Source organism: Streptomyces sp. NPDC006624 (assembly GCF_040611555.1).
Lineage (GTDB): Bacteria > Actinomycetota > Actinomycetes > Streptomycetales > Streptomycetaceae > Streptomyces.
The window spans coordinates 137027-156625 of sequence record NZ_JBEXOM010000017.1 but is presented as its reverse complement, the minus strand read 5'-3'; the positions used below and the strand labels follow the sequence as shown (position 1 = coordinate 156625).

The 19599-nt window shown below is 74.6% G+C and carries 20 protein-coding genes; 8 read left to right on the top strand and 12 right to left on the bottom strand.

Annotated features, from left to right (window positions below; genetic code table 11):
- Positions 1-163: 163 nt before the first annotated feature.
- On the bottom strand, positions 164-445 hold the full coding sequence (locus tag ABZY20_RS27780; protein WP_356444706.1) for an SHOCT domain-containing protein: 282 nt from the start codon (positions 443-445) through the stop codon (positions 164-166).
- 191 nt (positions 446-636) lie between these two features.
- Between ABZY20_RS27780 and ABZY20_RS27775 the strand changes: the two genes are divergently transcribed.
- Both ABZY20_RS27775 and ABZY20_RS27770 read left to right on the top strand, forming a co-directional pair.
- Entirely contained in the window at positions 637-1200 is a 564-nt protein-coding gene (locus tag ABZY20_RS27775; RefSeq protein ID WP_356444704.1) for a TetR/AcrR family transcriptional regulator, read from the top strand.
- Positions 1201-1210: 10 nt separating this feature from the next.
- Positions 1211-1789 carry a DUF4865 family protein gene (locus ABZY20_RS27770; protein ID WP_356444702.1) on the top strand — a complete coding sequence of 193 codons (579 nt, stop codon included), beginning with the start codon at positions 1211-1213 and terminating at the stop codon, positions 1787-1789.
- Positions 1790-1850: 61 nt separating this feature from the next.
- Here ABZY20_RS27770 and ABZY20_RS27765 read toward each other — a convergent pair whose 3' ends face one another.
- The 4 genes from ABZY20_RS27765 to ABZY20_RS27750 form a co-directional block, all read right to left on the bottom strand.
- Positions 1851-2273, bottom strand: coding sequence for a PPOX class F420-dependent oxidoreductase (locus ABZY20_RS27765; protein ID WP_356444701.1), 423 nt, complete (start codon positions 2271-2273; stop codon positions 1851-1853).
- A 23-nt stretch (positions 2274-2296) separates the two neighbouring features.
- Positions 2297-3283 carry an NAD(P)-dependent oxidoreductase gene (locus tag ABZY20_RS27760; protein WP_356444699.1) on the bottom strand — a complete coding sequence of 329 codons (987 nt, stop codon included), beginning with the start codon at positions 3281-3283 and terminating at the stop codon, positions 2297-2299.
- Positions 3284-3352: 69 nt separating this feature from the next.
- Positions 3353-4591, bottom strand: a complete 1239-nt coding sequence (locus tag ABZY20_RS27755; protein ID WP_356444697.1) for an ROK family protein — start codon at positions 4589-4591, stop codon at positions 3353-3355.
- A 336-nt stretch (positions 4592-4927) separates the two neighbouring features.
- Positions 4928-5569, bottom strand: coding sequence for an alpha-ketoglutarate-dependent dioxygenase AlkB (locus ABZY20_RS27750; protein ID WP_356444695.1), 642 nt, complete (start codon positions 5567-5569; stop codon positions 4928-4930).
- A gap of 68 nt (positions 5570-5637) precedes the next feature.
- Between ABZY20_RS27750 and ABZY20_RS27745 the strand changes: the two genes are divergently transcribed.
- Entirely contained in the window at positions 5638-6768 is a 1131-nt protein-coding gene (locus ABZY20_RS27745; protein WP_356444693.1) for a methyltransferase, read from the top strand.
- Here ABZY20_RS27745 and ABZY20_RS27740 read toward each other — a convergent pair.
- On the bottom strand, positions 6758-7615 hold the full coding sequence (locus ABZY20_RS27740) for a class II fructose-bisphosphate aldolase (RefSeq protein WP_356444692.1): 858 nt from the start codon (positions 7613-7615) through the stop codon (positions 6758-6760). The genes ABZY20_RS27745 and ABZY20_RS27740 overlap by 11 nt on opposite strands.
- 28 nt (positions 7616-7643) lie before the next feature.
- Positions 7644-8522 carry a sugar isomerase gene (locus tag ABZY20_RS27735; RefSeq protein WP_356444691.1) on the bottom strand — a complete coding sequence of 293 codons (879 nt, stop codon included), beginning with the start codon at positions 8520-8522 and terminating at the stop codon, positions 7644-7646.
- A 119-nt stretch (positions 8523-8641) separates the two neighbouring features.
- Between ABZY20_RS27735 and ABZY20_RS27730 the strand changes: the two genes are divergently transcribed.
- Entirely contained in the window at positions 8642-9421 is a 780-nt protein-coding gene (locus ABZY20_RS27730; RefSeq protein ID WP_356444689.1) for a DeoR/GlpR family DNA-binding transcription regulator, read from the top strand.
- Positions 9422-9482: 61 nt separating this feature from the next.
- A complete protein-coding gene (locus ABZY20_RS27725; RefSeq protein WP_356444687.1) occupies positions 9483-11318 on the top strand; it encodes a glycoside hydrolase family 15 protein in 1836 nt (611 codons plus the stop codon).
- 3 nt (positions 11319-11321) lie between these two features.
- Here the strand turns inward: ABZY20_RS27725 and ABZY20_RS27720 are convergent, their stop codons facing one another.
- Complete coding sequence (locus tag ABZY20_RS27720; RefSeq protein ID WP_356444686.1) at positions 11322-12281, bottom strand: hypothetical protein; 960 nt, start codon at positions 12279-12281, stop codon at positions 11322-11324.
- A 204-nt stretch (positions 12282-12485) separates the two neighbouring features.
- On the opposite strand from ABZY20_RS27720, the gene ABZY20_RS27715 reads away from it, so the two are divergent.
- Entirely contained in the window at positions 12486-12698 is a 213-nt protein-coding gene (locus ABZY20_RS27715; RefSeq protein ID WP_356444684.1) for a cation transporter, read from the top strand.
- Positions 12699-12701: 3 nt separating this feature from the next.
- Entirely contained in the window at positions 12702-14951 is a 2250-nt protein-coding gene (locus ABZY20_RS27710; protein WP_356444682.1) for a heavy metal translocating P-type ATPase, read from the top strand.
- A 12-nt stretch (positions 14952-14963) separates the two neighbouring features.
- Here the strand turns inward: ABZY20_RS27710 and ABZY20_RS27705 are convergent, their stop codons facing one another.
- Positions 14964-15620, bottom strand: a complete 657-nt coding sequence (locus tag ABZY20_RS27705) for a class I SAM-dependent methyltransferase (RefSeq protein WP_356444680.1) — start codon at positions 15618-15620, stop codon at positions 14964-14966.
- Between the two features lie 171 nt (positions 15621-15791).
- On the opposite strand from ABZY20_RS27705, the gene ABZY20_RS27700 reads away from it, so the two are divergent.
- A complete protein-coding gene (locus ABZY20_RS27700) occupies positions 15792-16490 on the top strand; it encodes a phosphatase PAP2 family protein (RefSeq protein ID WP_356444679.1) in 699 nt (232 codons plus the stop codon).
- Positions 16491-16658: 168 nt separating this feature from the next.
- Here ABZY20_RS27700 and ABZY20_RS27695 read toward each other — a convergent pair whose 3' ends face one another.
- From ABZY20_RS27695 to ABZY20_RS27685, 3 genes are read right to left on the bottom strand one after another with little or no spacing between them, the layout of a single operon-like run.
- On the bottom strand, positions 16659-17408 hold the full coding sequence (locus ABZY20_RS27695) for a cupin (RefSeq protein WP_356444678.1): 750 nt from the start codon (positions 17406-17408) through the stop codon (positions 16659-16661).
- Positions 17402-18325 (bottom strand): PmoA family protein, encoded by a 924-nt coding sequence (locus ABZY20_RS27690; RefSeq protein ID WP_356444676.1) that lies wholly within the window; start codon positions 18323-18325, stop codon positions 17402-17404. Before ABZY20_RS27690 ends, ABZY20_RS27695 begins: the two co-directional genes overlap by 7 nt.
- Positions 18322-19437 carry a Gfo/Idh/MocA family oxidoreductase gene (locus ABZY20_RS27685; RefSeq protein ID WP_356444674.1) on the bottom strand — a complete coding sequence of 372 codons (1116 nt, stop codon included), beginning with the start codon at positions 19435-19437 and terminating at the stop codon, positions 18322-18324. The genes ABZY20_RS27690 and ABZY20_RS27685 overlap by 4 nt, the downstream gene beginning before the upstream one ends.
- Between the last annotated feature and the right edge of the window lie 162 nt (positions 19438-19599).

Below are 19599 nucleotides of genomic sequence, written 5' to 3'. Positions count from 1 at the left end.
CGCGCCCTCGATCAACACGGCCTGCCCTTACGGCCGTTCCGACCTGCCGGGGAAGGTCGCGGTCGCGCGCACCGGCGCCTTCCTCTTCCCGGCCGCCCGGATCCGGATACCGCACCGGCAAGCGCGAGCGTCCGGTCGGCGCGGCGCGTGGCGGTCGTCGGGGTCACACCGCTCCTCCCCCGCGCCCGAACTCCTCGTTCAGCACGGACAGGCGGCGCCAGTACTCGTCCTCGTCGATCTCGCCGGAGGCGAAGCGGCGGCCCAGCACCGCGATGGGCGAGTCGCTCCCGGCCGGGGGCTGCCGCCAGGGCCCGCCGCGGCGGTCTCGCCACACCGTGCGGCGCAGCAGCACGATGCCGCCGCCGATCACCAGGGCCCAGAGCAGTGGGAAGAACAGGATCCACGGGCCGGGCCCGCCGTCGCCGAAGTGCGCCAGAGTCTGCATGTCGTCCAACTCCTCGGTCGCCGTGCCGGTGTCTCCGGCTCGCTTCCGAGCCTCGCCCCGGCCGGGGGTCCCGGTCGTCGTACGGACGGCGGCACCTCGTCTACCGCGCGGGGAGTATCCGCCGGGCGGACACCGGCGGTGACGTTCGTCCGGCCTCAGTGTCTGTAACTACTGGTATGTACAGTGGAGGCATGAACACCTCGGAACGACTGATCGAGTCCACCCGCGAGCTGCTGTGGGAGCGCGGCTACGTGGGCACCAGCCCCAAGGCGATCCTGGAGCGCTCGGGCGCCGGGCAGGGCAGCATGTACCACCACTTCAAGGGCAAGCCCGATCTCGCGCTGGCGGCGATCCGGCGGACCGCCCAGGAGATGCGCGCCACCGCCGCGGGGGTGCTGGACGGCCCGGGGACGCCGTACGAGCGCGTCGAGGCGTATCTGCGGCGTGAGCGGGACGTGCTGCGGGGCTGCCCGGTGGGCCGGCTGACCATGGACCCGGACGTGGTGGCCGATCCCGAACTGCGCGCGCCCGTCGACGAGACGCTCGACTGGCTCCGCGGGCGGATCGCCGCGATCGTCGACGAGGGCAAGGAGCAGGGGCAGTTCGCGCCCGGGCTGGACGGCGGGGAGATCGCCGCGGCGGTCGTCGCGACCGTCCAGGGCGGGTACGTGCTGGCCCGCGCCTCCGGATCCCCCGCCGCGTTCGACGCGGGCGTACGCGGACTGCTCTCCCTGCTGGCGCCCCGGACCCCCTGAGGAGACCTCGATGCACGCCATGCAGTACGAGATCACCCTGCCCGCCGACTACGACATGGGGATCATCCGCAGCCGGGTGGCCCGCGTCGGGCATCTGCTGGACGACTGGGAGGGTCTCGGCGTCAAGGCCTACCTGGCGCGCGAGCGCGGCCTGCGCGGCTCGCCGGTCAACCAGTACGCGCCCTTCTACCTCTGGAACACCGTCCCCGGCATGAACTCCTTCCTGTGGAGCGACGGCTTCCAGCGCCTGAGCGACGACTTCGGACGGCCGTCGGTGCGGCAGTGGACGGGGCTCGCGTACGAGGAAGGGGACGGCTCACGGCCGCGGTTCGCCGTACGGCGGCGGCAGCCTCTGCCCGACGGGGACCCGTTGACGGACGCGGTGGCGGACGCGGTGCGCGAGGCCGGGCGGCTGGCGGCACAGGACGGCGCGCTGCTCGCCACGGCCGCCGTCGACACGAGCCGGTGGGAGCAGGTGCACTTCTCGCTCTGGGAGCACGACTCGCCCAAGGCCGAGGGCGACGTCTTCGAGGTGCTGCACCTGTCGGCGCCGGGCCGGGACGGGCTGCCCCGGGGGCGTCTGTGGTGAGTGCGGCGGACCGGCGTCCACCCCGGGGGGGGGGATGGCTGCCCGCCGGTCCGCCGCGGGCTCAGCCGCCGGCCTGGTCGCTGTCCTTCATCGCGCCCCAGCCGTGCCAGCGGTCGACCTCGATCCAGGCGCTGACGCGGGGGCGCTCGCGGTCCGGGTAGGGCTGGCCGGTGTAGCGCCGGGCGAGGAGGTCGATGTCGGCCAGGTCCTCGTCGTCGTGGATCTCGGTGACCCTGCCGATGAGGGTGACGTGGGTGTACCAGTCGTCGGCGGCGAGGACGGTCAGGGTCACGCGCGGATCGCGGCGCAGGTGCTTGAGGCGGACGCGGCCCGCGTCCAGGTTGATCAGGACACGGCCGTCCTTCCAGGCGTACCAGGTGGCGGTGGAGACCGGTGCGCCGTCGGAGCGCAACGTGGCCATCACGCACGGGTTGGGCCGGCCGAGCAGGGCGTCGGCCTCGGGGGGCAGCGGCGGCTTGGACATACGGGGATACCTCCGGATCGGGGTCAGGCGGACGGCTCGTCGTCGAAGCTGGCGAAGTAGGCGGCGACCATGTCCTCGCCGGCGTGGCCCCGCCCGGCGGCCCGTTCCATGCGGGCGGCGGCCGCTTCGGCCACGTCCAGGCGCACGCCGTGGGCCCGGCCGGCCTCCACGATCAGCCGGGCGTCCTTGGCCGCGGTGCCCACCGCGAACTGGGGCGGCGTGAGCCGGCCGTCGAGGACCAGGCCCGTCTTGGCGCGCAGATAACCCATGTCGAGCGGACCGCCCGCCACGAGGTCGAGGAAGGCCCGCGGGTCGACGCCGAGGGCCTCGGACAGGGCGAGGGCCTCACCGGCGGCGGCCGTGACGGCGAGGACCCAGCTGTTGGCGACCAGTTTCAGCCGGGTGGCGCCGGCCTCGGCCCCGTCCTCGCCGGCCCACACGGTGCGGGCGCCCACGGCGTCGAAGACCGGGGTGACCTTCGCCCGGCCCTCGGTGGGACCGGCGGCCAGGACGGTCAGCTTCCCCTCCTCGGCGGGCTGCCGGGTGCCCAGCACAGGGGCGTCGTAGAAGACCAGGCCGTGCTCGCGGGCGAAGGCGGCCAGTTGGGCGACGCCCTCGACGCCGGCGGTGGTGGACTGCACCCAGGCCGTGCCGGGGCGCAGCGCCGGGGCGGCCTCGCGCATGGTGTCGAGGGTGGCGGGGCCGTCGTGGAGCATGGTCAGGACGACGTCGCTGTCCTGGACGGCCTCGGCGGGCGTGCCGGCGAGGTGCGCGCCCTCGGCGGCGAGCGGCTCGGCCTTGGCGCGGGTGCGGTTCCAGGCGCGGACCGTGTGTCCGGCGCGGGCGAGGTTGCGGGCCATCGCGGCGCCCATGATGCCGGTGCCCAGGACGCTCACGGTGAGCTGGTCGGTCATTGCGTCATCTTCCTCGTCGGTGCGGTGCGGGTGTGCTGCCTCCGCCCAGCCTGCCCGCCGGCAGGTCGCCTTCCCGGAAGCGGCGCGGGCACGCATCGCACCACCGCTCCGTCTCCCGGTCACCCCCCTGCCCGCCGGGGGGCGCGGTCGCGCCTCGGCGGTGGTCTAGGTGAGTGCCCCGAGCGGGTCGTCGAGTACCGGCTGCCAGGCCAGTTCCGCCGCGCCCACCAGGCTGTTGTGGTCGAGCGTGCACGCCAGGATCGGGACGCCGCCGCTCTGCCCCCACAGGCTGCGGTCGGCGACGACCGCGCGCAGCCGCTCGGGGTCGGCGTCCAGGAGGGTGCGGTGCAGGCCGCCGAGGATGATGCGGTCCGGGTTGAGGATGTTGACCAGTCCGGCGAGTCCGAGGCCGAGCCGGTCGATGAGGGCTTCGGCCGCGGAGCGGACGGCCGGGTCGTCGTAGTGGTGGCGGAGCAGGTCGATGGACTGCTGGAGCAGGGACACCTCGGGGCCCGGCTCGCGTCCCGCCTCCGTGAGGAAGGCCAGCGGGTCGGTCTCCACGTCGAGGCAGCCGCGGCTGCCGCAGTGGCAGGGACGGCCCTCGGGGTGCACGGTGAGGTGCCCGACCTCCAGCGCGAGACCCGAACTGCCGCGGTGCAGGCGGCCGTCGAGGACGAGCGCCCCGCCGACGCCGCGGTGGCCGGTGGCCACGCACAGCAGGTCTCGGGCGCCGCGTCCGGCACCGTGCCGGTGCTCGGCGAGGGCGGCGAGGTTGACGTCGTTCGCGGCGAACGCGGGTCCGTCGAGGCCGGCCGCGCGCACCTGCTCGGCGAAGATGTCGCGCACGGGCGCGCCCGCGGGCCAGGCCAGGTGCAGCGGGTTGAGCGCGAGACCCTCGGGTTCGGCCACGGCGGACGGTACGGCGAGCCCCGCGCCCACGCACCGCCGCCCGGTCTCGCGCAGCAGTTCGGCACCGGCCGTGACCACGGAGGCGAGGACCTTCGCCGGGTCGGCGTCGACGACCTCGCAGCCCGGCGCCGTGGCCACGATCCGGCCGCCCAGCCCGACCAGGGCCGCCCGGAAGCCGTCGGCGTGCACCTGTGCGGCGAGTGCGACGGGGCCGTCCTCGGCGACGGACAGCCTGTGCGAGGGCCTGCCCTGCGAGCCCGCGGCCGCGCCGGGGCGGGCGTCGACGCGGATCAGCCCGAGCGCCTCCAGCTCGGCGGCGACCGCACCGGCCGTCGCCCGGGTCACCCCCAGCTCGGCGGTGAGGACGGCCCGGGTCGGCGCGCGTCCGGTGTGCACGAGCTCCAGCGCGGGTCCCAGCGCCGAGCGCCCCCGGTCCAGCCGCGTCCTCGAGGTGCTCCCATCCCCCGGCTGCCGGGGGTCCGCCTTCCCGCTCATGAGGGCGAGTCTCCCATGATCCGCCGGACGGACGGGCCGGGCCCTCCGGGCCGTTGCGTCATGATCCGCAGAGCACTCGTCATCGGCGTCCGGGCGCATGGCGGGGCTTGTGCGCTCTTGGCGTCGTGGGGCTGCGGGCCTACGGGCCTGTGGGGCTGCGGGCCTACGGGCCTGTGGGGCTGCGGGCCTGTGGGCTTCGGGCCTGTGGGCTTCGGGCCCGCGGGTCTAAAGGTCTGCGGGTCTGCGGGTCTGCGGGCCTGGCGCCTGGACGCCCACGGGCATGCGGGCCGCAGGCCGCGCGGGGCCGCGCTCCCGTCCGTACTTCGGCCCTCCCCCTCACAGGCCGCTGACCCGCAAGGTGACGTTGAGCCGTCCCGTCAGGCCCAGGCCGGGCGGGGACGTGCCCGGGAGGACGCGGGGGACGCCGTGGTAGGCGAGCCGGGAAGGGCCGCCGAAGACGAACAGGTCGCCGCTGCGCAGCTCGACGTCCGTGTACGGGCGGGTGCGGGTCTCGGTGTTGCCGAAGCGGAAGACGCAGGTGTCGCCGAGGCTCAGCGACACCACCGGCGCGCGGGACTTCTCGTCGCTGTCGCGGTGCATGCCCATGCGGGCGTCGGCGTCGTAGAAGTTGATCAGCGCGATGTCGTAGGCCGGTGCCGGGCCGCCGAGGGTGTCGGCGACCGCCCTGCGGCCCAGCTCGCCGAGCCAGTGGGGGAACGGCTTCACCGGGGCGTCGTCGCCGTCGACGACCGTGCGGGCGTAGGCGTACGGGTACCAGTGCCAGCCCAGGCACACCTGCCGGGCGGTCATGGTGCCGCCGCCGGGGGTGCGGACCGTGCGCAGTCCGGCGGGCGGCCGGGCCCAGTCGCGGCAGGCGTCGAGCAGCGCGCGCTGGGCCGGCGCGTCCAGCCAGTCCGGGACGTGCACGGCGCCGGGTGCCACCTCCGCGCGGTCCCTGGGGAACAGCTCGGCGTCCATGCCCTCCATCCTGCCCGACCGGGGGTGAACTGCGGCTCGGCTAGCCTGGTCGCACGATGGACGACCGTATGACGACACCGTGGGGCGAGCCCGCGCTCACCCGTTTCCCCGAGGACCCGCGCGACCGGCTGCGTGCCTGGGACGCCTCCGACGAGTACCTGCTGCGGCATCTGGCCGAGGAGCGGGTCCTGCCGGGGGGCACGGTCGTGGTGGTCGGTGACCGCTGGGGCGCGCTGGTCACGGCGCTGGCGCAGCACCGGCCGACGCAGATCACCGACTCCTTCCTGACGCAGGAGGCGACGCGCGCCAATCTCGCCCGGGCCGGTGTCGAGCCCGGGGCGGTGCGGCTGCTGACCACGCGGGATCCGGCGCCGGAGCGGATCGACGTGCTGCTGGTGCGGGTGCCGAAGAGCCTGGCGCTGCTGGAGGACCAGCTGCTGCGGCTGGCCCCGGCCGTGCACGCGGGGACGGTGGTCGTCGGGACGGGCATGGTCAAGGAGATCCACACCTCCACGCTCCGGCTGTTCGAGCGGATCCTCGGGCCGACCCGTACCTCGCTCGCCGAGAAGAAGGCCCGCCTGATCTTCTGCACCCCGGATCCCGGGCTCGAGCGGCCCGCCAGTCCGTGGCCGTACGCGTACACCCTGCCGGACGGCATCGGGGCCGTCTCGGGGCGGACCGTCGTCAACCACGCCGGGGTCTTCTGCGCGGACCGGCTGGACATCGGCACCCGGTTCTTCCTGGGTCATCTGCCGCAGGGCCGGGGCGGGCGGGTCGTCGACCTCGGGTGCGGCAACGGCGTGGTCGGGACGGCGGTGGCGCTGGCCGACCCGGGCGCCGACGTGCTGTTCGTGGACGAGTCGTTCCAGGCGGTGGCCTCGGCGCAGGCGACGTACGAGGCGAACGGTGCGCCGGGGCGCGCCGAGTTCCGGGTCGGGGACGGGCTGGAGGGTGTGCCGTCCGGGAGTGTCGACCTGGTCCTCAGCAACCCGCCGTTCCACTCCCACCAGGCCACGACGGACAGCACGGCCCGGCGGATGTTCACCGGGGCGCGGCGCGCGCTGCGGCCGGGCGGCGAGCTGTGGGTGATCGGCAACCGGCATCTGGGCTACCACGTCAAGGTGCGGCAGGTGTTCGGCAACAGCCGGCTCGTGGCGAGCGACCCGAAGTTCGTGGTGCTGAAGGCCGTCAAGCGGTAGGTCCGGCGAGGGTGCCGAGGGTCTTCGCCACCACCTGCGCCATCGCCTCCCGGGCGATGGCCAGGTAGCCGCGCGGGTCCACGGCCTCGGGCCGGCCGGCGAGGAAGTCCCGGATCGCGCCGGTCAGCGCGACGTTGAGGGCCGTGCCGATGTTGACCTTGGCGATGCCGCCCGCGACCGCCGCCGTCAGTTCGCCGTCCGGGACGCCGGAGGAGCCGTGCAGGACGAGCGGGACGTCCAGTGCGGCCGACAGGCGGGTGAGCAGGGCGTGGTCGAGGACGGCCGTGCGGGTGGTCATGGCGTGGGAGCTGCCGACGGCGACGGCCAGGGCGTCCACGCCCGAGTCGGCGACGAAGGCCCGGGCCTCGTCGGGGTCGGTGCGGGCGCCGGGGGCATGCGCGTCCAGCGGGGGGCTGCCGTTCTTGCCGCCGATCTGGCCCAGCTCGGCCTCGATCCACAGGCCCTGCGCGTGCGCGAGGCCGGCCGCAGCGCGGGTCGCGGCGAGGTTCTGCTCGTAGGGCAGCCGGGCGGCGTCGTACATCACGGAGCTGAAGCCGGCCTCGGCCGCCTGGTGGAGCAGGGTGTCGCTCTGCACGTGGTCGAGGTGCAGCGCGACCGGCACGGACGCCTGTTCGGCGGCGGCGACGGCGGCGCGGGCGAGCGGGAGCAGCCCGCCGCGGAACCGGACCGCGTTCTCGCTGACCTGGAGGACGACGGGGGCGCGTGCCGACTCGGCGCCGGCGATGACGGCCTCGACGTGCTCCAGGGTGATGACGTTGAACGAGACGGCGGCGCGACGGTCCGCTGCCGCGCGGGTGACGAGCTCGCCGGTGGTGGTGAGGGGCACGGTGTCTCCGATGCGTCGGGGGGCGGGCTTACGGGAGGATCACCGAGCGCGTCAGGTGGCGCGGGCTGTCGGGGTCGAGTCCCCGGGAGGCGGCGACGGCGACGGCGAGGCGCTGGGCGCGGACGAGTTCGGCGAGCGGGTCCAGCCGTCCCTCGATCCACAACGCGCCCGTGCCGCGCACCTGTTCGGCGAGTCCGTCCGGCGCGTCCCCGAGCATCCAGGTCGCCGTGCCGCGGGTGGTGACGCTGATGGGGCCGTGCCGGTACTCCATCGCCGGGTAGGACTCCGCCCAGGACAGCGACGCCTCGCGCATCTTCAGCCCGGCCTCGTTCGCCAGGCCGACGGTCCAGCCGCGTCCGAGGAAGGTGAACTGGCCGCACTCCACGAGCCCTTCGGGCAGCGGCTCGGTCAGGGCGGTGCGCGCGTCGGCGGCGGCGGTGGCGGGGTGCAGTCCGGTGTGGGCGCGCAGCAGGGTGAGGGCCGTGGTGGCGAACCGGGTCTGCACCACGGAGCGTTCGTCCGCGTAGCCGAGGACGGCGAGGGCGTCGGCGGCCTCCCGCACGGGTGTGTCCGGGTCGGCGGTGACGGCCGTGGTGCGGGTCAGGCCCTTCAGCCGGGCGAGCAGGTCGAGGACTTCGGTGGTGGTGCCGGAGCGGGTGAGGGCGACGACCCGGTCGTAGGCGCGGCCGTGGGGGAACTCCGAGGCGGCGAACGCGTCGGTCTCGCCCTGTCCCGCGCCCTCGCGCAGGGCGGCGGCGGCCTGCGCCATGAAGTACGAGGTGCCGCAGCCGACGATCGCGACCCGCTCCCCCGGCTCCGGCAGCACCGCCGCGTGCTCCGCCGCCTCCGCCGCGGCTCGCTCCCAGCACGCGGGCTGACTGGTCAGCTCGTCCTCGACATGCGTCATGGCACATCCTCCGCTCTGATTGTTCCTGCAAGATAGCGCCGACTTTCAAGCAACATCAAGCATTCGGCTTCGGGCGGTGCGTTAGGGTCGCCCACGGAGATCGAGACGTGGAGGTGCGGATGTCGCGCGACGCCCGCTGGAAGGCGCTGCTGGAACTGCTCGTCGAGCGCGGCCGGCTGGACGTCGAGGACGCGGCCGGGGAGCTGGGGGTGTCGGCGGCGACCATCCGCCGGGACTTCGACCAGCTCGCCGAGCAGCAGATGCTGGTGCGCACCCGGGGCGGCGCGGTCGTGCACGGCGTGTCCTACGAGCTGCCGCTGCGCTACAAGACGGCCCGGCACGCCTCCGAGAAGCAGCGCATCGCCAAGGCGGTGGCGGACCTCGTGGCGCCCGGGGAGGCGGTCGGGCTCACCGGCGGCACGACCACCACCGAGGTGGCGCGGGCCCTGGCCGTGCGCGGGGACCTGGCGTCCGGCTCGCCCGCCCTGACCGTCGTGACGAACGCGCTGAACATCGCCAACGAGCTGGCCGTACGGCCGCAGTTCAAGATCGTGCTCACCGGCGGTGTCGCGCGCGCCCAGTCGTACGAACTGGTGGGGCCGCTCGCGGACGCGGTGCTCGCGCAGATCACCGTCGACGTGGCGGTGCTCGGCGTGGTCGCCTTCGACGTCACGCACGGGGCGGCGGCCAACGACGAGGCGGAGGCCGCGATCAACCGGCTGCTGTGCGAGCGGGCGGAGCGGGTGGTGGTGGCCGCCGACTCCAGCAAGCTGGGGCAGCGGGCGTTCGCCCGGATCTGCGCGGCCGGGGCGGTGGACACGCTGGTCACGGACACCGCGGCCGACGCGGAGACGGTGCGGCGCTTCGAGGAGGCCGGTCTGCGGGTCGTCACGGTGTGACGGCGGGCCGGCGCCGGCCACTCTAGGCTGGGTCTGAGGCGCCTACCGGGCGGAGGCTGTCATGGGCGCAACGGCTGCGGACCGGGACGTGCCCGGCCACCGGCGGTACCTGCCGATCGCGGAGCACGGGCTGATCGGCGACCTGCGCAGTGTGGCCCTGGTGGGCACCGACGGCACCATCGACTGGTACTGCTGTCCGGCCTTCGACGCGCCGAGCGTCTTCGCCTCGATCCTGGACGCGGACCGCGGGGGCCGTTTCGAACTGGCGGCGGCCGTGCCGGCGCGGACCAAGCAGTTCTACTTCCCGGACACGAACGTCCTGATCACCCGCTTCTTCACCGAGGACGGGGTCGGCGAGGTGCAGGACTTCATGCCGGTCGACGGCGACCCGGCCGAGGCCGAGCGTCACCGGCTGATCCGCCGGGTGGTGTGCGTGCGCGGCTCGCTCCCGTTCCGCACGCGGGTGGCGCCCCGCTTCGACTACGGCGCCCTGCCGCACACCGTGCGCTGGGCGGACGACACCGCGGTGTTCGACGCCGGCACCACCGCGCTCGCCCTGACCGCGACCGTGCCGCTGGACGCCGACGGGATGGACGTGTACGGGGACTTCAAGCTGGCCGAGGGCGAGACGGCGGTGTTCGCGCTGGACAAGGTCGGCGGCGTGGTGACGCCCCGCCGGTGCGCGCACCGGGAGGCGGACGCGCAGTTCACGGCCACCGTGGCGTACTGGCGGCGCTGGCTGTCGTCCTCCCGCTACCGGGGCCGCTGGCGGGAGATGGTGCACCGCTCGGCCCTGACCCTGAAGCTGCTCACCTACGCGCCGACCGGGGCGATCGTGGCCGCCCCCACGACGAGCCTGCCGGAGCGGCTCGGCGGCGAACGCAACTGGGACTACCGCTATGTGTGGGTGCGCGACGCGGCGTTCTGCGTCTACGCCCTGCTGCGGCTGGGCTTCACCGGTGAGGCCGAGGCGTTCATGGGGTTCGTCACCCGGCACATCACCCCGGGCGACGGCAAGCCCTCCGGGCCGCTGCAGATCATGTACGGCATCGACGGGCGCACCGAGCTGCCGGAGCGGACCCTTCCCCATCTGGAGGGCCACCAGGGCTCGGCCCCCGTCCGGGTCGGCAACGCGGCCGCCGAACAGCTCCAGCTCGACATCTACGGCGCGCTGATCGACTCCGTCTACCTCTACGACAAGTGGGCCCGGCCCATATCCAGCGACCAGTGGGACGACGTGTGCGCCCTGGTGGACTGGGTGTGCGCGCACTGGGACCAGCCCGACGAGGGCGTCTGGGAGACCCGGGGCGGCCGCAGGAACTTCCTGTACTCGCGGCTGATGTGCTGGGTGGCGATCGAGCGTGCCATCCGGATGGCCAACAGGCGCGGCCTGCCCGCCGACCTGCCCCGCTGGCGGCAGAGCCGCGACACGATCTACCGCCGGATCATGAGCAGGGGCTGGAGCGAGGAGCGCCGGGCCTTCGTCCAGCACGAGGACGGTGACGTGCTGGACGCGGCCGTGCTGATGATGCCGCTGACGAAGTTCATCGCGCCGACCGACCCGAAGTGGCTGTCCACCCTGGACGCCCTGACCGAGGAGCTGGTGTCGGACTCGCTGGTCTACCGCTACGACCCGCGCTCCAGCCCCGACGGGCTGCGCGGCGACGAGGGCACGTTCTCCATCTGCTCGTTCTGGTACGTCGAGGCCCTGGTGCACGCGGGCCGGGTCGACGAGGCGCGCCTGGCCTTCGAGAAGATGCTGACGTACGCCAACCACCTCGGCCTGTACGCCGAGGAGATCAGCCGCACCGGGGAGCAGCAGGGCAACTTCCCGCAGGCGTTCACGCACCTCGCGCTGATCAGCGCGGCGTTCAACCTGGACCGTGCGCTGGGCTGAGGCTCAGTGCCCGTGGCCGTCCTCCGCATGCCCCTCGGGGGTGTCCTGGCCGGTTGCCGCTTCCCCGGCCCGGACGGTGAAGGCCGCCGTGTGGACCTCGCCGTCGTGCTTGAAGTCGAGGAACAGGCGGTAGGAGCCGGCGCTGGGTGCCGTGGCCGTGAAGGAGATGCCGGGGCCGGGGCGGGTGGTGCCGTCGCCGGGTGCGCCGTTGGGGTGGACGTGCAGGTAGGCCAGGTCGCCGGAGCGCAGGGCGACCAGGTGGCCGTAGGCGCCGAGGTAGGGCTGGAGGTCGGTGACGGGCTTGCCGTCGCGGGAGACCTTCAGCTTCAGTTCGCCCGCCCTGCCCGGGCGCAGGGCGCCGTCCAGCCGCACCTCGTAGCCGTTGACCTCGGCCGTGGTGTCCGGCGCGGGCAGTTCCTTCGGCCGGTACGGGCCGGAGACGGCGAGGTCCGTGCCGAGGGTGAGGTTGCGGGCGTCCTCGCGCTCCGGGGTGAAGTCGGCGAAGACGCGGTACCCGCCGGCCCGGGGCAGGTCGACCGGGGTGCTCCAGGTGCCGTCGGCGGCGCGGGTGGGGTGCAGGTGGCGGTAGGTGTCCAGGTCGCGTGAGGCGACGATGAGGTGGAGTTCCTTGTCGTGCTCGCGCTGGTAGGCGGTGACCGCGCGGCCGTCGGCGTCCCGGACGGTGAAGCGCAGTTCGGCGCGCTGCCCCGCGGTGACGCGGGGCGTCCGCAGGTCGAGCGTGTAGCCGCCCTCGGAGATCTGCAGGCCGCCGGCCGGGGGTGTGTCGTGCCCTGCGTGCCCGTCGCCCTCCTGCTGCTTCGCGGCGGGACTCGCGTGGGCGTCCCGGTGTTCGGGCGGGTTGTCGGCGACGACGGGGTCGACGCCCCGGCCCACGCCGTAGGCCGTGCCGAACGTCGCGGCCAGGGCGACGGCGAAGGTGGTGATCTTCAGTCCGGTGTTCATGGCCGTCGGCTCCTTCATGGTCCGGGCCCCTCGCTTCGGGTTGCGGAGGCCTCCATGCAGCTCACCATACCCCTGGGGGGTACCAAGTCAAGCGGTGGCCGCCCTTGCATCATATACCCCGTGGGGGTATACATGGAGGCCGGTGGGGGCGTACCCCCACCCCGTATCTCCGGATGCGGTCGGACCACACAGAGGAGGCACCCGATGCCCGCGACCACCTACGCCGTCTCCGGAATGTCCTGCGGCCACTGCAAGGCCACGCTGACCAGGGTCATCGGCGAGCTGGACGGGGTCAGCGGTGTCGAGGTCGACCTCGGCGGCGGCCGGGTCACCGTCACCAGCGCCGCGGAGCCCGACGACGCCCTGATCGCCGAGGTCGTCGACGAGGCCGGGTACGAGCTGACGGGGAGGGCCTGAGCCATGAGCACCGGTACGGCCGCCGGCACCGCCGCCGAGGTGGAACTCGCCATCGGCGGCATGACCTGCGCCTCCTGCGCGGCGCGCATCGAGAAGAAGCTCAACCGCATGGACGGGGTCACCGCCACCGTCAACTACGCCACCGAGAAGGCCAAGGTCAGCTACTCCGGCGAGGTCTCCGTGGGCGATCTGATCGCCACCGTCGAGGCGACCGGCTACACCGCCCAGGAGCCCGCTCCCCCCGCCGAGCAGGACGGCTCCCCCGCCGAGAGCGACGAACTGCGGCCGCTGCGCGAGCGGTTGGTCACGGCCGTGGTGCTGGCGGTCCCCGTCGTGGCCATGGCCATGGTCCCGGCGCTGCAGTTCGAGTACTGGCAGTGGCTGTCGCTGACGCTGGCCGCGCCCGTGGTGACCTACGCGGCGTGGCCCTTCCACAAGGCCGCCTTCACCAACGCCCGGCACGGCGCGGCCACCATGGACACGCTGATCTCGGTGGGCGTCTCGGCCGCGTTCCTGTGGTCGCTGTGGGCGCTGTTCTTCGGCACCGCGGGCACCCCGGGCATGACGCACCCCTTCGAGCTGACCATCGAGCGCACCGACGGCGCCGGGAACATCTACCTGGAGGCCGCGGCGGGCGTGACCGCCTTCATCCTGGCCGGGCGGTACTTCGAGGCCCGGGCCAAGCGCAAGGCCGGGGCGGCGCTGCGGGCGCTGCTGGAGCTCGGCGCGAAGGACGTCACGGTGCTGCGCCCCGACGGCGGCGAACAGACCGTCCCGGTCGCGGAGCTGACGGTCGGTGACCGCTTCCTGGTGCGGCCCGGCGAGAAGATCGCCACCGACGGGACGGTCGTCGAGGGGTCCTCGGCCGTGGACGCCTCGATGCTCACCGGCGAGTCCGTGCCGGTGGAGGTGGGCGCGGGCGACCCGGTCACCGGCGCCACCCTCAACGTCGGCGGACGGCTGGTCGTCCGTGCCACGCGGGTCGGGGCCGACACCCAGCTGGCCCGGATGGCCCGGCTGGTGGAGGACGCGCAGAACGGCAAGGCCGCCGCGCAGCGCCTCGCGGACCGGATCTCCGCCGTGTTCGTGCCGGTCGTGATCGCGCTGGCGCTGGGCACGCTGGGCTTCTGGCTCGGCAACGGCGTCGGGCTCACGGCCGCCTTCACCGCCGCGGTCGCCGTCCTCGTCATCGCCTGCCCGTGCGCCCTGGGCCTGGCCACGCCGACCGCGCTGATGGTCGGCACGGGCCGCGGCGCCCAGCTCGGCATCCTCATCAAGGGCCCCGAGGTGCTGGAGTCCACGCGCCGCGTCGACACCGTCGTCCTCGACAAGACCGGCACGGTCACCACCGGCCGCATGACCCTGCTGGCCGTGCACACCGCCGACGGCACCGACGAGACCGAGGTGCTGCGGCTGGCCGGGGCGCTGGAGCACTCCTCCGAGCACCCCATCGCCCGGGCCGTCGCCGACGGCGCCCTGGAGAAGCTGGGCACGCTGCCCACGCCCGAGGACTTCGCCAACGTGCCCGGGCTCGGCGTCCAGGGCATCGTCGACGGCCACGCCGTGCTCGTCGGACGGGAACGGCTGCTGGCGGACTGGGCGATGGAGCTGCCGCAGGACCTGGCCCGGGCCAGGACGGCGGCCGAGGACGCCGGGCGCACCGCCATCGCGGTCGCCTGGGACGGCGAGGCCCGCGCGGTGCTGGAGGTCGCCGACGCGGTGAAGGAGACCAGCGCGGAGGCGGTCGCCCGGCTGCGCGCCCTGGGTCTCACCCCGATCCTGCTGACCGGCGACAACGAGGCGGTGGCCCGTTCCGTCGCCCGCGAGGTGGGCATCGAGGAGGTCATCGCCGAGGTGCTGCCGCAGGACAAGGTGGACGTCGTCAAGCGGCTGCAGGCCGAGGGCCGCTCGGTGGCGATGGTCGGCGACGGCGTCAACGACGCGGCGGCCCTGGCCCAGGCCGACCTCGGCCTGGCCATGGGCACCGGCACGGACGCCGCGATCGAGGCCGGCGACCTGACCCTCGTCCGCGGCGATCTGCGGGCCGCGGCCGACGCCATCCGGCTCGCCCGCCGCACCCTCGGCACGATCCGCTCCAACCTGTTCTGGGCCTTCGCCTACAACGTGGCGGCCCTGCCGCTGGCCGCGGCCGGTCTGCTCACGCCGATGATCGCCGGGGCGGCCATGGCCTTCTCGTCGGTCTTCGTCGTCGGCAACTCCCTGCGGCTGCGCACCTTCCGGGCCCTGGACTGACCCGGCGCCCGGTCAGGGCCGCCGCCACACCAGGCTGTAGCGCCAGAACAGCCGGCGCCGCAGCCGGGCTCCGGGCAGCAGGACCCGGGCCTCGCGGGCGATCCGGGGGAACGTCATCCGGGGCTGCCGGGTGGGCGCCGTCATCGAGACGGGACGGCCCACCCGGCGGCCCCGGTTCCGCAGCAGCGCCATGGCGAGGTGGAGCGGCACGGACACGGCACCGAGCAGGTGGTCGGCGGGTGTCTCCCCCCGGGCGACACCGACCACGACCAGGGTGCCGCCGGGCCGCAGACGGTCGCGGAATGCCTCCAGCGCCTCGGTGAACGGCAGATGGTGCAGCACGGCGACACAGGTGATGGCGTCGTACGTCTCATCCGGGAGCCCGTCCGGCGCGACGGCCACGCCGTACGTCACCGGGGCCGCCGCCGGGGTCAGCCGGCGGGCCAGGGCCGTCATCGCGGGGTCGGCGTCCACCCCGTGCACCCGCCCGGCCCGGGCGGCCAGCAACCGGGCGAGGTCACCGGTCCCGCAGCCCACGTCCAGGGCGCTCCCCACCCGCGCGGGGAGCCGGCGCAGGATCCAGGGGTGGAACCATGCGTTGTGGTCCCACGGGCGGGCGGCGTGGAAACGGTCGAGGGCGTGCGGGATCCGCCGGGGCAGGGGCGTCATGCGGGCCATTGCAGCAGACGCCGCCGCGCGCACACCGGGCCCGGCCCCGGTTCGCCGGGGTGGCCGGGCGCGGGATGGGCACTCGGGGAGGTACCGGCCCGCGGGGGCACCGAGCGTGCGCCCGGCGTGAGCCGGTACCGTGCTGAGGAAGGCCACTGCGGGGAGAACCACATGACCGATCCGACGACCACCCACGCCGACGCCCTCCGTCCGCTCCCGGAGGACGAGAAGTCCGACGGCGGGCGCGGCGGGCTCCTGTCCGCCGTGATGGGCGATCTCCGGGCCGTGGACGGCGCGCTGTACGCGGCGGTGGCCGCCACCCCGACCCCCACCCTCGACCGGACGCTGCGCCACCTCTCCCACGCGGCCGACCACTCGAAGATCTCCTTCGCCATCGCCGCCGCGCTGGCCTTCGGCGGGAAGCGTCCCCGCAGGGCCGCGCTCGCAGGGGTCGGGGCGATCGCCGTGGCGTCCGCCTCGGCCAACCTCCTCGGCAAGCGCCTGGTGCGCCGGGCCCGGCCGGACCGCGAGGCGGCCCGGGTCACGGTCGACCGGCACGTCCCGATGCCGACGTCGGCCTCGTTCCCGTCCGGGCACACGGCCTCGGCGGTCGCGTTCGCCACGGCCGTCGGGGTGGTCCTGCCCCCGGCGGCGGTGCCGCTCGGCGCGCTGGCCAGTGCCGTCGGCTACTCCCGCATCCACACGGGCGTGCACTACCCGGGCGACGTGGCCGCGGGCGCGGTCCTCGGCATCGCGAGCGCCGCGGCGGCCCTGGCGGCGGCAGCGGCCACCCCCTCGGCCCGCGCGCAGGCCCTCCTGGCCTCGGCCCGGTCGTGGCCGCGCGTCACGATCGGCACCCGGCGCCGGTAGCGCGGCCGGACCCGCCTCTTCGGCGGGCCCGCCTTGCGGTAGTCCACGGCGAGGTCGCAGCAGACGACGTCCCGGAACTCCACCGGGGTCTGCCCGTCGGCGAGGGCCAGCTGGCAGCCGCTCGGCAACGAGTCGCCCGGCACTCTCCGGCCCCGCCCGGCGGTCGTCTCACCGACGGGACACCGTGGTGCCCGGCAGCGCGTACTCGTCGCGGCGTCCGCACATGCCGAACCCGCCGCGCCGGGTGGGTCCGGTCTCGTGGGCGGTGGCCTCGCGGAGGTGGGCGAGGTCGCCGGCGGCCAGGGCGTCGAGCTGGACACCGGTGCGTTCGGCGGTGGCCAGCGCGCCGGTGCGCCACAGCTCCCGCCAGACGGGCACCTTGTCACGCACCAGGCGCGCGGCGGCCCGCTGGAACTCCCGGAACGGGCCGGTGTCGCCGGCGACGAGGGTCTCGCGCAGGGCGAGGTACCCCTCGACGGCGAGATCCCGGCGGCGGCGGGCGGCCGCGGCCGTCTCCGGTCCCGTGCCGGGCGGCAGGGCCGCGGCTGCGGCGTACCTCTCCGGGTCGGCGAGCACCTCGGGCGGGAAGGTGAAGACGGCGTCCCCGGCCTCGGGCAGGCCGCTGTTCTGCATGAGCACGGTGACGCGCAGGTCGCCGCCCTGCACCATGCGGTGCACCGTGCCCGGGGTGAACCAGGCGAGGGAGCCCGGCTCCAGGGGGATGTCCCGGTAGCCGTCGGGGCTCAGGGTCTGCACCGCGCCGCGCCCGGCGGTGACGACGTAGGCCTCGGTGCACACCAGGTGCAGATGCGGGCTGCCGCCGCAGACTCCGTCGGTGGCCTGCCAGTCGTAGGCGCTCAGGTGGGACAGGCCGATCGCGCCGGGCAGTGGGCTCGGCGGGCCGGGTTCGCTCACCACCGCAGGCCCTCCAGGTGGGTGCCGGCCCGGTCGCGGTCCCAGGCGCCGTCGGCGACCACGAGGCGGTAGCGGTAGGAGAAGGACTGGCCCGGCGGCAGCTCGAACTCCTCGAAGAACGCCCAGGAGAAGGCGACCGTCGGGAAGGGCTCGGAGCGGACGAACCAGTGCGACTCGTGGATCGCGCTGCCGTCGAGGTTCTCGGGCGCGTGCGCGAAGACGAGCGTGGAGTGGCCGTCGACGTCGTCGTGCTCGGTGGTGAAGGCGAGCCACGGGGCCTGGGTGCCCATCAGTTTGCCGGCTCCGGCGTCGGTGTCCGGGGCGAGGACCGTACCGCCGGTGAAGTCGCGCGGGCCGCGCCACTGCAGTCCGGTGTAGCCGGCCATCTCCCGGCCGGCGGTGGTCGGCGAGCCGAACACCAGGGGCGCGGAGCGGATGTTGGTGAGGCGGATCGACCAGTCCAGCACCCAGGCGCCGGCCTCCTCGTCCACCGAGTGGACGCTCAGGCCGCGCTCCTCGCGCGCCCACTCCTCGCCGCCGTTCTCGATCCAGGTGAGGTGCTCGGTGAGGGAGAGCCGGTCGTCCTCGACGGTGAAGCCGGGGAAGCCGTCGTGCCGCATGGAGCCGACGCGCTCCGGCAGCCGCAGATAGCCCTCGCCGTGGACGTAGCTGTTGCCGCCCCAGAAGTTCTGCCCCGACAGGTGACTCGCGGTCATCTGCAGGCCCTTGTGCCAGCGGTGGTCGTTCGGCCGGTAGCCGGTGACCGTGCGGCCGGCCAGGGTGCGCACGGGGTGGGCGTACGGCTTGCGGGCCTCGAAGGGGTCCGGGTCGGGGCGGTAGACGTAGCGGAGGATCTCCGTACCGTTCGCCGCCGTGACGGCGACGTCCTCGCCGTGCGTGTGGGTGACGCGGATGGTCATGCGCGCTCCTTGGGGGCCCAGTCGGGGTACTCGCCGTGCATGGCCTCGTAGAAGGGGTCGCCGGGGCCGATCTCCCCCGCGTGCACGGATCGGCCGGTGAACGCCGCCTTGTACAGGGCGGCGGCGAACTCGAGGGTGGCGCGGGCGTCGTGGCCGCTGCCCGGTGGGCGGGTGCCGGCGTCGTAGGCGTCGAGGAGCGCGCCGAGCTGGGCGGTGTGCGAGCTGGGCACGTCGTGGCGCGGGGTGCGCCAGGCGGCGGCGCGCTCCGGGGTGACGTGCGGGGCGGGGGTGTAGACCCAGTCGTCGTTGGTGTGGCCGTACAGGTGGGTCAGCTCGACCGTGGCGTCCGCGCAGTCGACGCGGATGCGGCTCACCTCGTCCGGGGACAGCACGCTGTTGACGACGGTGGCGAGGGCGCCGCCGCGGAAGCGGACCAGGGCGGTGGAGACGTCCTCGCTCTCGGTGTCGTGGACCAGGCGCGCGGCCATGGCCCGGATCTCCTCCCACTCGCCGAGCAGGTGCAGCAGCAGGTCGTACTGGTGGATCCCGTGGCCCATGGTCGGGCCGCCGCCCTCGCCGGCCCACGTGCCGCGCCACGGCACCGCGTAGTACGCGGCGTCGCGGTGCCAGGTGGTCTGGCAGTGCGCGACCAGCGGGGCGCCCAGCTCGCCGGCGTCGATCAGCTCGCGGGCGTGCACGGCCCCGGAGCCGTAGCGGTGCTGGAAGACGACCGCCGCGTAGGCACCCGAGGCCTCCTCGGCAGCGGCGATCTCGTCGTACTCGGCGAGGGACAGGGTGAGCGGCTTCTCGCACAGCACCCAGGCGCCCGCCTTCAGCGCGGCGACCGTCTGGTCCCGGTGCAGGGAGGGCGGTGTCCCGATCAGCACCAGGTCGGGGCGTTCGGCGTCCAGCATCGCCTCCACCGAGGCGTACCCGGCGACCCGGTCGCCGGCCAGGGCGCGGAAGGAGCCGAGCCGCTCGCGGTCCACGTCGACGGCGGCCACCAGTTCCACCCGGTCGGAGTGGGCCCGCAGCGCGGACAGATGGCTGCCGCTGACGATGGCTCCGGTGCCGACGACGGCCACGCGGCGGCGGGCGGGGGACAAGGACATGCGGCGCTCCTCGGACGGCCGGCGGACAGACGCTTGGAAAGCGCTTGCACTCGGAGAGCGACCCTAGGCGCGAGGGAATGTCTGGACAACCCCCCTGCAGCGACCGGCACCGGGTCCGCCCGCGCATTCTCCCAGCTTGGGGCGGGATTTCCGGTTGTTGCC